3 protein-coding genes are annotated in these 12763 nt (G+C 66.9%); all 3 read right to left on the minus strand.

Annotated features, from left to right (window positions below):
- Nucleotides 1-120: 120 nt before the first annotated feature.
- The 3 genes from AB0I04_RS23305 to AB0I04_RS23315 are packed head-to-tail and all read right to left on the minus strand — an operon-like array spanning nucleotide 121 to nucleotide 12314.
- Nucleotides 121-4203 (minus strand): N-6 DNA methylase, encoded by a 4083-nt coding sequence (locus AB0I04_RS23305; RefSeq protein WP_360887862.1) that lies wholly within the window; start codon nucleotides 4201-4203, stop codon nucleotides 121-123.
- The gene (locus tag AB0I04_RS23310; protein ID WP_360887865.1) at nucleotides 4200-7118 is read right to left on the minus strand and encodes a helicase-related protein; all 2919 of its coding nucleotides are present in this window, start codon (nucleotides 7116-7118) and stop codon (nucleotides 4200-4202) included. Before AB0I04_RS23310 ends, AB0I04_RS23305 begins: the two co-directional genes overlap by 4 nt.
- A gap of 27 nt (nucleotides 7119-7145) precedes the next feature.
- The gene (locus AB0I04_RS23315) at nucleotides 7146-12314 is read right to left on the minus strand and encodes a DEAD/DEAH box helicase (RefSeq protein WP_360887868.1); all 5169 of its coding nucleotides are present in this window, start codon (nucleotides 12312-12314) and stop codon (nucleotides 7146-7148) included.
- Nucleotides 12315-12763: the final 449 nt, after the last annotated feature.

The following is a 12763-nucleotide window of genomic DNA, read 5'->3' on the forward strand; positions in this document are numbered from 1 at the left end:
CCCAATCCGGGCACCAGGTAACCGCAATACCGAACAGCTCGTCAACGCGGCTATCGACCGAACTACGTATTTTCGGCTCGGCCGTCGATCGCGACAAGCGAAAGCACTCAGCTTGGGCCGTCACGTATCAGTCGGCGCCGGATGCCGACGCCCTTTCCCAGGAGGCGGGTCAAGCATGGTTTGGTATGGCCGCCCGGTACGGATAGCTTGATGCATAGCGTCATAGACCTCAAGAATCAGTTCCTTGGTCCGGTACGACCCGAACGCTGCCACGTCTTTCCTCTTCACGATAGGGAAGGTCTCCATAATATAGGCAGCATTGTCCCGCTCGATCCCGTACACATGGAAGAAGAATGCGTCTAGCTCGGCCCGCAACAATCGACGCCGCTCCCAATCCCACAAAAATGGCCAACCGCCCCCAAATTCATTTGAAACATCTTGCAAGTCATATGAAGTATATGTCAATTCATATACACGAGAGATAATCCACTCTCTAGCCACATCCCCCAACCAGGCGTCCGCAATATCAATCATGCATTGACTTGGGACCGCGATCTGCTCTGAGGTACTTTGCGGGATACTAGGCTGCGAAATCAGGTTACGCAAAAGGTAGTCATACGGAAAAGAATTATAGATCGCACAAAGAACAAATAGCTCTCTAAGATTTGGGCCGACCGACACGATCCATCCATAAGATGCCGGCCCCCACGGAATGATCGCGGCAATCTGAGTCCGATCGTCCGTGTTGCGCGCCACTCTACGATGTCCCAGGAGGGCCGGTTGGACCTCCAGCTTCCGCTTCTTTACACGTTTGCTAAAGTTTTCTTCGGACATCCAGTATTGAGGCTGAACAACGAAGCGGGGATCGGCCAACTGGTCAGGCGAGCTACCGGACCCTTCCCCGATAGAGTCAGCGAATCGGTGATTGAATTGGTGTCCCATTCGTCCTTCATATAGCGGCAGCATTCGCTCCCCATCACGCACGAATACGTTACCGTCAGACCTCCAGCCTTGGACCTCCAGAGCATCCTTTGTGCGGAAGAGCTCCGAATCGTCCGTCATGTCAAAGAGGCGTTTAAGCGAAACTCCCCAGGGATTTCCTGCCGGATCGGATTGGTTCCACAGAACTGGCACTCGGCGATAGATCGACGTAGTGAGGTCAGCATCGCGTCGGGAGCGAAAAACAGGAAGGGTTCCGGTGTTCGGATTGATGAGGATGATCTCCTCGGGGCTGAGCTCGAAGACGCGGTTTGTGTCGTCGAGGTCAAGCGCGTCATACAGGAAGAACGCAAGTTTCGCCATGGACTCGCGCGATGCCCTGCCCGCCAAAGAAATTATGCAGAATTTGTAACTAGAGTGCACAGCAGTAAAGATCGGCTTGCGGTTCTCGAAGTCGTACAGGGCTTTGATCGCACCACGCCGAGTGAAATCTTGGAAGAGATGTTGGGCTCCCGCTCCGGTGGCGATGGCCGTGGGGACGATGCAGCCGAAACGACCTTCAGGCCCAGTCATGGACGCAAAGCATTCGGCGAAGAGCTGATCGGTCTGGAGTGAGTTGACGCCCTTCACCGTCAGGCCCTCCGCGCACAGTGGGAATGCCCCGGACTGGCTCGCGAAGTGGAAGGTGGCCTTCACGGTGCGGCGTGCTGCCAGGTAAAGCTCCCCTTCCTCCGAGTGCTCTTCGATCCACTCGGCGATACGCGTGCGACGTGCGGCGCCGGAGATGGCGGCGATCGAGGGATTGACGACGCTGAAGTACTTCTTGTCCTCGAAGTCGACCTTGTCCCATGGCGGGTTGCCGAGGACGCAGTCGAAGCCGCCGGTCCAGCCGGTTCGCTCGTCGACGCCCGGCGCTTCCTCGTCGTCGGGTACGCGGAAGACCTCGGGAAACTCCACGTGCCAGTGGAAGAAACGGTACTGCTCGACGAGATTCTCCAGTTCGGCCCCGATCTCGGGAGCGACCGCGCCACGTCTGATGTCGAGCAGGTTGTCCATCGTGATCGCGGGCGGGTGCCGCCGGGCGTTGACGTAACCCTTGTCTTCGACCTTCCTCCAGACGAACGCGGCGCACCAGGCGTCGGCGATGCGCTTCTTGTCGACGTATGCCGCCGACTCCTGGAGGGCCTGGAAGCCTTTCTCCTGCGCCGCGATGTCGCCCCAGGTGCCGTCGCCGGACTCCGTGATGCCGGTCGCCGCCGCGGCCAGGTCCGCGTTGCCCGATCGGAGGCCGAAGTCGTCGAACAGCTTGCCCTGCATCTGCGAGGCTCGCTTCTCGTACGCCTCACGCTCGGCCTTGTTGCGCTTCTTGAGGGCCGCGGCCCACTTCTTGTCGTCGCCCTCGATCGGCTTGAAGGCGTCGTCCGGCAGGTTGCCGGCCAGCAGCTTCGGGGTCGTGCCGAGCAGCGCGTTGCCGAACTTGAGGTGGGCGTCGAGGAAGCCGAGCGGCTTACCGGGCTCCATCGCCTCCAGCCAGAGGGACACCTTGGCCAGCTCGATGGCCATCGGGTTGATGTCCACGCCATAGATGCAGCGGGAGACGACCTCGCGCAGCGCGTGTCGTACGTCTTCGATACTCGGCTCGGGGTCGCCGGTACGGACGAATGCGAGGCGCTTCGCAACGCGGCGGGCGGCGGCGACGAGGAAGTGACCGGAGCCGCATGCCGGGTCGCAGATCGTCAGCGCGAGCAGCGCCTTCTCCTGCTCCTCGTTCGTCCGGGCGGACTTCACGGCGTCGTCGATCACCGGATCGAGGGTCGTGTCGAGCAGGCAGTCGACGAGCGACGCCGGCGTGTAGTACGAGCCCGTCTTCTTGCGGTCGTTGCCGCTGAGTTCGAGCAGGGTGAACGTCCGCTGCGCCGGATCGTGCTTCGGCACGTACTCCAAGAGCCACTCGTACACCGAGCCGAGTTCCTCCGCACCCAGGTGACGGAAGTCGACCGGGCGGATGCGCCGCGCCTTGAAATCCCGTACGCGCGAGAGCGACCGGACGGCCTTGAAGAGGTGCTCGTTCGCGAGTGCGCAGCCGAACAAGGGCTGGTCGGCGTGGGTCGGCTTGAAGATGCCGCCCAGGGCGGGCACTCCGAGCGCGGGCAGGCCGTCCTTCCGGCCGAGGCCGTCGAGGATCAGGGTGAGGGCCTGCCACTGGTCGGAGTGCGGGCCGCCGTGGCGGCGGGCGGCGATACGGCGGAGCCGCGCCGTGGCGAAGAACGCCATGTACCGGTCTTGTGCCGCCAACGGGGTGTCCGGCGCGAAGAGCACATCGCGGTCTTCGATCACGAACACGAACAGCATCCGGTACACGACGCGCAGCAACGCTCGGTGCATCGTCTCCGGGGTGACCTCCTTGTCGTCCCGGTCGGCCAGGGCTTTACGCAGCACGCCGTTGTCGGGGTGCTGGATGAAGCCGGTGCCGAGCGTCTCGATGGCCTCCTTGACGCTCACCCGGAGCTGGTCGAGAACGCGTGCGCCCGAGTCGATGGCCTCCAAGCGCCACTTCTCCAGCCAGCATGTGGCCGGGCCGGCGTCCTCGCCCTGCACCTCGAAGCGGGAGGCATGGGCGACGCGGTACAGCAGGACGAACGCGTCGAACGCCTCGCCATCGAAGATGGCCTCGAGGTCGAACTCGATGTAAGCCACGCCGGCCAGGGAGCTGGAGTCGCGCAGCACCCGCAGCAGCCGGCCGTTCGTGACGATCCCCCACAGCGCGGCGGCGCTGCGGTTGAGGTACTCCTGCACCAGCGACTGCGGGGCGGCGTCGGCGGCCCCGGCGACGCCCTTGCTGCGTTTGTCCAGCGGCACACCCCAGCCGAGCAGATGGATCGGGACGTGCTGCCAGTGATGGCTGATCGCGAATTGCTTCTCGCCGTCGTCCGAGGCGAGCCCACCGGCCCCGACCAGCGGCAGCCGGCCGAATTCGAGCTCGTTGAAGAGCCGGGTCAGCCAGTACTCCCGGGTGACGCCGATCGCCGGATCGCCATCGGGCAGCTCGGCGAGCTTGTCACGCAGCGCGGCGTACTTTCCGCGCAGGTAGGACCAGGAGCGCTCGGCCGCCTCATTGACGGTCTCCCCGGCGCCGAGGTGGTAGTCGGCGGGTTTGGTGCCGGGCAGGTCCTTGCCTCCCATGATGCGCAGCAGGGTCTCGTCGGGCAGCAGCGCACCGACGGTGGCGACGCCGACGGGCAACGCGGCAGGACGGCGGCTCATCGGCTCTCTCCCGTCACGGGCAGGTAGACGTACAGGCCGAGCACGTCGGCGTTCCCGTCGGCTCGTACGCGGAGCCCTCGCCGGGCGGCGCCGGAGGCCTCCCGCACCCGACTGTGCGATTCACGCAGGGCGCCCGCGAGCTCCTCCCCGTACACCGTGAGGTGCGGCTGCAGGGCGTCCAGGCCGCCGATCACTCGTTCGGCCGTGGCGGAGGCGAACTCCGGGGCGGTGTTCTCATCCGCCCGTACCTCCAGCAGCGCCAGGGCATCTGCCTCGGGCAGCCAATCGGCTTTGGCTGGGCTGCCACGGAAGGCGAGGACGCGAGCGTCTTCGGCGATCTGCTGTCGCGTCGTCCCGTCTCTGGCGGGTAGCTGCAGGTGGAAGCGGTAACGGACCAGCAGCAACGTCGTACGAACGGAGACCGCGCGCGTCCTGACGACGCCGCACCGGCGGGCGGGCCGCTGCCAGGCGTCCATCTTCGGGTCCAGCGCGCCGTCGAGGATGAACCGGGCGATCGTGCCGACCGTCGCGTCCGTACGATTCAGCACGGCCTCACCCCGTTGGGCGGGCGGCAGCGGGCGGAAGGCGATGTTCTGCGCGTTCTTCGGCCCGAGCACGGCTTCGATGCCGCTGAGCAGCGCGGATGGCAGTCCGGCGGTGTCGGCGGTGAACGTTCCGTCGATGGCGATCGGGGACAGCTGCCCGCGGAGCCTGCCGAGGGCGGTGCGCGTGAACTCGGTGACCTCCGCGCCCGAGCCGAGTGCGGCCCGGACCTCGGCGACCTCGCGTGCCACCTCGTCGGGGTGGATCGCGTTCTGGGCATAGCGTGCTCGCGACGCCTGCTCGCGTTCGGCGGCGCTGACCCATTTCCGATGCAGCTCGTCGCGCTGCGAGGTGACGCCGAAGTCGAGGGTGAGCTGGTCGGCCTGTTCCCGGCGCAGCAGCAGTCCTTCGAGGACCGCGTTCATGACGTTGTCGGAGTCGTCGGGGACCGTGACGGACACGCCGGTCGCCTTGCGGATCTCGGTGTACTTGCGGAGCAGGACGTCCAGCACGATGCCGTCGATCTGGTTGTCCCGGCCGTACAGCGTGACCGTCCGCACGATGTCGGTGCGCTGGCCGTACCGGTCGACCCGGCCCTCCCGCTGCTCGTGGCGGGTCGGGTTCCAGGCGAGGTCGTAGTGGACGACGGCGTCGAAGCCCTGCTGGAGGTTCACGCCCTCCGACAGGCAGTCGGTCGCCACCAGGACCCGGCGCTCCGCGCGGGGCTCGTCATCCTCATCGTCTTCAGTGGTCTTCCCGCTGACCAGGCGCTCGATGCGGTCGATGCGCTGGGCGGGCGAGAGGGTGCCGGTGACCGCCTGCACGGCCGTCCGCTTGCCGAGGCTCTCCCGCAGGTGCTCGGCGACGTACTCAGCGGTCGGGATGAACCGGCAGAACACGATCGGGTGGTATCCATCGGCGAGCGAGGCCTTGACGATCTTGATCAGCTCGGCGAGCTTGGCATCCGCCTTTCCTTCCAGTGCATCGGCATGCTTGGCCATACGGCGCAGCCGCTGCCTCGGGCCGCTGCCCTCCTCGTCCAGGTCCGCGCCCGGCGCGGCGTCGATGGTCGCGGTGGCGTCGTCGTCGATGAGGTCCATGACGGCGGCGCGGCCCTGCTCGTCGGCCTCCTTCTTCGAGGCCGCGTCCAGGTTCGCGGCACGGGTGCGCAAGGTCTGCGCGGCGGCACGCGGCGACGAGGCGAGGGAACGCAGCAGCGCCAGCGCCGACCACCACCGGACCCGCTGCAGTACGACGCCGTCGCTCTTGTCGAGGGCCTGCTCGCGGGCGTACTCCAGGACGGCGTCGAACAGCTTGCGATACTCCGGGGTCAGCGCGTACGAGACGTCCCGGCTCTCCCGGTCACTCGGAAACGGTGTGTCCTCTTCGAGGTCGGTGCCGACCAGGTATTTGCGGATGTCGGCACGGCGACGCTGCACGAAGTACCGGGCGAGCCTGCGGCGACCGGCGTCCTTGTCCAGCTCGACGGTGGCCAGCGCGGGGTCGAGCAGGCCGAGCAGGTTCCGGAACGGATCGTCCTTGCCACTGTGCGGGGTCGCGGTGACCAGCAGCAGATGCCGGTTCGGATCCTTGGCGATCTGGCGTACGAGGTCGTAGCGCTGCTGCCGGCCACCGCGGGGACCGGTGGAGGTGTCGGCGACGCAGGTGTGCGCCTCGTCCACGATGACCAGGTCCGGGCAGTGCGCGATGAATTCGTCGCGGTGCTTGGGGTTCTTGATGTAGTCCGTGGAGACGATGACGTTCGGGTAGCGCCGGAACAGCGATTCGCCGATGTCGAGGGTGCGTACCAGCCTCGGCACGGTGGAGGCCAGCACCAGCTCGGCGAGAATGCCGAACTTCTCCTGCAGTTCCTCCTGCCACTGCTCGGCCAGCGCCGGGCTGCACAGCACGGCCAGGCCTTTCGCCTCCCCCTGGGCGAGCAGTTCGGCGGCGATCAACCCGGATTCCACGGTCTTGCCGATGCCCACGTCGTCGGCGATGAGCAGCCGTACGGTCTCCTGCCGCAACGCCATCAGCAGCGGGACGAACTGGTAAGAGCGTGGATCGACGGCGAGCTGGGCGAGCGACCGGAACGGTCCCGCGCCGGAGCGGAAACCGATGCGCAGCGCCGAGCGCAGGAGCTGCGCGGACATCTGGTCCCCGAGATCAGCGGCACCCGGCGGCGGGAAGCCGGCGGACTCGACGGGCTCGAGAGCGGGTAGCACTCCGGCCAGGTCGTCCTGGGCACCGCCGAGCGGCCGCAGCACCAGCACCTCGCTGTCGGAACCGGGTTGAACGACCCACTCCCGGCCTCGGGCTCTTACCAGCGCACCTGGGACGAAAGCCGCGGCCTCCGGCGCGGGCGTACTCATGGGGGGTTCCTCTCGGGGCCGGGGAGCTTAACGGGTGCCGGGGCCGAAGATGCTGCGGTTCGCCCGCACCACCTCGGACCAGTCCTGGTCATGGCGGAACCGGATGACGTGCCATCCGGCGTCGATCAGTCGCTCTTCGGCCTCCGCGTCACGCAGCGACACGGGGATGGCGTCGTGCGCGGGACCGTCGACGAAGACGGCGACGGCGGCATTGCCGGGCGGCCGGTAGACGTAGTCCGGCTGGGACAGCGCCTCGCTGACCAGCACCTGCTGCTCATCGGGCAGCCGGTAGCCGTGTTCCTGCAGCCAGGTGACGAACTCGCCCTCAAGACGGCTGTCGGCGTTCTCCCGCAGCTTCTCGGCGTCTTCGTCACGGGCGACGCTGCCGCGCGCGATGGCCAACAGCAGGTCCTTGGCAGCATGCCGGTCGATGAGGTGATGCGACAGCTGGTTGCCGAAGGAAAGCAAACAGTCATAACACCCCTTCTCGCAGCGAGTCTCGGGCTTGGGGCCGCCCTCGTCCTCGCCCGTGTCCGGGTGGAAGTGGGCGATGCGCAGCGCTTCCTGGGCCGATCGCGCGAGCGCGTCGGACTCGTCCTGCAACCGGCGGAGCACGCCGGCGCCACCCTCCGAACTCTCAATGAAGATCATGCGTTCGCGGGTGGGGCCGTGCTCGGGCGGCAGCGGCTCGGTGTCGAGTTCGGAGTCCTCCAGCTGGAACACCGCCTCGATGCCGCGCTCCAGGGCGTACTGCAGCGAGACCGCGGCCTCTTGCGACACCGGCTCGGAGAGATGCAGCACCAGGATGTTGCGGCGGTCCTCGACGAAAGGCACCACGCGCATGCTGCGCACGACGTCCTCGGCCTCACCGTCGACCAGGCCAGTCTCCTCATCCGTCAGCTCGACACCTGGAGCATTCCGCTGCTTACCGGCGTCCTTGGCCGCGAGCCACCGGCCGTTCACCGTGTCGAGCCAGAAGCCGACCTCGTTCTTCCGGCGACGGTGCCCGAGATTCGTCTCGCGTACGGTGGCGCTGTCGCCGTAGCTGAGCTCCGCGAGCGTCACCCCATCCTGATCAATGACCTGTGCGTCGAGCCGGCCGCGGCGTTCGCCATGGTCGTGGAACCGGTAGGAGATCTCTATGTCGAACCCGGCGCGGCGGCGTTCTTCCTCATCGGACGTGATTCGCTCGCGGCGTTCGGTGAACACCGTGTGCATGCGCATCAGGTTGGCCATGGGGATGGGCAGCGGCGTCCCGCAGTGCTCGCAACGATCCAGACCAGGGCTCGGGGCGTGGTGGTACCCGCACTCGCCGCAGCGGCGGGCCTCGCCGGTGACGAGTTCGCCGGTCGACTCGGTGGGCAGCTGGACCCGCTTGACCTGGTAGCGGCTGCCCTCGTGATAGATCAGTGCGCCGGGCCCGAACTCCCGGATCGCGATGAAGCGGGACCGGTGCAGGTAGTCGCCGTCGCTGCCGTTACGGCCCGTACCGGGAATGTAGGCGGCGAGCGGCAACCGGGGGAAGGAGTAGCCGGGCAGGAATCCCTCGGAGGCGAGGTAACGGTAGGGGTTGAAGTCGGACAGCGTCTCGCCGTCCTGCTCGTTCTTCAGCAGGCGCAGCTGCGTCTCCGCCTCCGCGCGGCGGATCTTGGCCCGTTGCTGGGCCTTGAAGCTCAGCGTGTGGTCGAGGATCCGTTGGTGCTGGGTCTCCCGGTCGGCGAGCGCCTTCTCGTACAGACCACGCCACCGCTGGCAGGCCTCGTTGAACGCACCGGGCGCGGCCCGTACGACGTTCTCCAGCCAGCGGTCGTCCCACCACGACGTCTCTTTCTCCAGCGCCTCCACGGCCCGGGCCAGCACCTTCTCCGCACGGAGCTGCGCCCGTCGCTGCGCCTCCTCGCTTTCCAGCTGAACCCACTGGTGCGGATGGATGGGAAGGCTCTTCGACGCGACATCGATCAACGCGGTCATCGCACGTCCGAGCCGGACCTCGGTCTCGGCCAGCCAGATGGCGTGCACGTGCGAGCGGATCAGATCCTCATTGCCCAGGTCCAGACGCGGCGGGGCCACCGAGCCGGCCACCATGCGGTCGGACCGGCGGAAGTAGTACCGGTCGTGGCTGTTACCGCTGGAGCAGTACGTCGTGACCAGCGCCGGTTGTCCGGACCGGCCCGCCCGGCCGCTGCGCTGCGCGTAGTTCGCGGGAGTCGGCGGCACGTTGCGCATGCCCACGGCGTTCAACCCGGCGATGTCCACGCCGAGCTCCATGGTGGGCGAGCAGTACAGCAGCGGAAGTACCGCCGAGCGGAAAGCCTCCTCCCGCTGTTCACGGATCTTTCCGGGCACCTGCGCGGTGTGCTCACGGGCGTACAGCCCGGCGAAGCCACGCGCCGACTTCTGATACAGGTCGCGGAAGAACGGGTTGACGCGCGGGCGGGCGTCCGGGCCGCTGAACCTCCAGCGCAACGGTTCGGGCGCGCCGTACTCGCCGTCGCCCGCCTTCCAGATGATGGCGGAGGCGTTGATCCGGTACCCGGGGGCGCCTCCGTCCCTGGGCTGCACGCCGACGACCACCAGCCCGTGCTCGGCCAGCACCCCGAGCAGATCCGAAATGATCCGCTGGGCGTCCTCCACGTCGACCGTGTCGATCCAGCCGGGGAACTGACCCGGCCGCCGCAAGTACCGCCCGTACTTCCCGCGGCCCGACAGGTAGAGGTCCCCACGCCGGCCACCGGCCTTCCCTGCCCGGGCGAAGGCGGCCCCGACCACCGGCGATGGTTCCCGGTCAGGAAGCGCCCACGGGTCTTTCAGGTGCTGGCGGGACAGCGCCGTCATCTGCTCGAAGCCCAGCTCGCTGAGGCATTCGACGTCGATCGCCAGTACGCGGCGCATCTCGTCCAGCAGGATGCGGAGCAGCTCGCCGCGCTTCTCCGGCGTCGCTGCCCGCAGCGGCCCGTACGTCGTCTTCCAGGTCTCCTCCCGCGCCGTGAGTTCGTCGAGGTCGGCGTAGTCGATCCCGATCAGACCGGTCTGCTCCAGATTGGGCATGGTGACCCGCCAGCCGCGTTCGAGGTCGAGGTAGAGCCGGTAGGCGACCACCTCGCGCAGCGCCTTGTCCGTACGCCTGCGCTGCGTGGTCAGCTCACCCGGGGTGGCGGCGTAGTCGGCGTGGCCCAGGCCCAGCTTGGCCGTGACCAGCTGAGCGACGTTCTCGTGGTGGAGACCCTCGTCTCCCGCATCGAGGGCGGCCTGGTACAAGGCACCACGCAATTGCACAACTTGGGCGAAATCGTTGAAGTGCCCCGACTGGAGGCTGGCGTCCTGCCGGTTGTCGACGAAGGTGAGCAGCTTGCGGGCATCCCGCTTGAGGTCGCTTTCAGGCACCGACTTGAGGCTGCGGACGATGCTGCCGCTGAGCACCGAGACGGCCGAACTGCGCCCCTCCCGGTCCAGGGTGGCCAGCTTGCCGAAATCGTTGCCGCGGGTCTGCTCGTACGCGACTCCGCAGCTCAGGCAGAACCCGAACGGAGCCGGAATGTAGGCGGCGTACGTGCCGTCGGCCGCACCGGTAACACCGTCGACGACGTTGCCGTCAGGACGTACCCGCATCGGTTGGGGAAGGTGTTTACGCCGGGAGGGGATGACCTCCGGGTTGCCGCCCGCGTCCGCCGTGAGCCATCCGTCGGGAAGCCGCTGTTCCTCGAAGGCCTGTGCGAGTGTGGCCGGCCAGGGCGACTCCTGCGAGATGTAGAGGTATCCGATGTCGCCGTCGCCGTCGCGCCGATGCCGGATAACGGTGCGCCCGGCCTGTTCCACCCGCGCGACGGTGAGGTACTCCTGGCCGCACTGGCGACAGAACGCCAGCGGCAGCAGCAGCTTGTCGGGCTGCCCGGGCACCCGAAGCTGGTAGTCACGGGTGATGTGGCGGACGTTTCCGGCTTCGAGGGAGACGTAGACGGTGTCCCCCTTGGAGAGGAACTGGTGCAGCCGGAACGCGAACAGCGGGCGGTCGGTCTCCGGATGCCGGGCGCGGGCACCCGCGTCCAGCGTGGCACGGATCGCCTCGGCGCACGCCGCCTCATCGTCTGTACCGATGAACGCGGCGAGGCCCGCGGCCGCCTTCTGCACCGTGGTCGGGTGACGCCGCACCAACCGGCCCGTCCCACGCTCGGTGTCCAGGCCGAAGGCGGATTCGACCCAACGGGCCAGCGCGTCGCGAGTCAGCTCGTCGTACATGGCATCCGACGCCGGTCGCGCCACGCTCGCCGCGAGCTCCTCCGGGTCGTGCCTGCCGTCCTCGGTGGCCCGTACGAGCGTCTCGCCGATGACCTGGTCCGGCTCGATGTCGGTGTCGAAGAGCTTGCTCGCCACCTCGGCGACCGCGCTCTGCTGCTCCGTGGTGCTCCCCCCGCTGGTCATGGTCGCGGACGTACCGACACACTGCAGATCCGGAGCCTCACAGGCATCCCGGACGCGGCGCACCAGCATCGCGACATCCGCGCCCTGCCGGCCCCGATAGGTGTGCAGCTCGTCCAGGACGAGGAACCGCAGGCCCCGCGCGGCGCTGATCAGGCCGCGCCGCTCCCGGGGGCGGGTGAGCATCAGCTCGAGCATCACGTAGTTGGTCAGCAGGATGTCGGGCGGGTTGTCCAGGACTCGTCGGCGTTCCGCATCCGTCTCCTGGCCGGTGTACCGGGCGAAGGTCACCGGCTCGTGGCCTTCGCCGTAGCCATTGCGCAGGAACTTCTTCAGCTCTTCCCGTTGGCTGTTGGCCAGGGCGTTCATCGGGTAGACGATGATCGCCTTGACCCCCGCGCGGACGCCCTGTTCCCGTTCGCGGAGAACGCGGTCGACGATGGGGATGACGTACGCCAGGGACTTGCCCGACCCGGTGCCGGTCGTGAGGACGTAACTCTGGAACGTACGGGCCGCCTCGACATTCTGGAGCGTGCGGGCTGCCTCGATCGCGTCGCGCTGATGCCGATAGAGGTCCAGCGGCTTGCCCGCCAGTGAGTCTTCGGGCTTGTTCGCGCGGAAGATCCGCTCGCATTCGGGGTGTAGCAGACCGGTTCTGACCAGCTCGGAGATCGACCCGCCGCTCGCGAAGCGAGGATTCAGTGAAAGCCACGGGTCAGGCCACTGTTCGCCGACATCGAGACCTCGCTGAACCTCTGCTGCGATGTGTTCATCTCTCACGCTGACGGCACCTGAGGTGAACGCACGGTAGTCATCGATGAGCTGCTCATGAACCCCGAAGACGTCCACGCTCTCCCCTCACATGCCCCGTGCGTTCTTGCAGTCGCCCGGGACGCCGGTAACAATCCCCTCGCAGTGACTTCGCACCGAAACGTACCGATGAAACTCCGCACAGTCGATATTTCTGACCGAAATCGTTTTTTCGGTCAGGCAGTCACTCGGTCCGATAGCGTCCAGAACCCCCACACTGCGATGTCCGACCAGATCAGCACCGGCCCGCCGGCTTCTGAACGGCTCTGTCGGCAGCAACCGCGAACTCCCTCGTTCGTTCCCGCCTTCAGCAGACGCGCACCGGGCAAAGGAGGTTGACAAGATGATCGGAATTAGCTTCCGGTCAGCAACGATGCGGAATGCAGTGAGGCATGACTAACTCATTAGCGAGGAAGACT

Origin of the sequence: Actinoallomurus sp. NPDC050550 (assembly GCF_040655075.1) — a bacterium.
GTDB lineage: Bacteria > Actinomycetota > Actinomycetes > Streptosporangiales > Streptosporangiaceae > Actinoallomurus.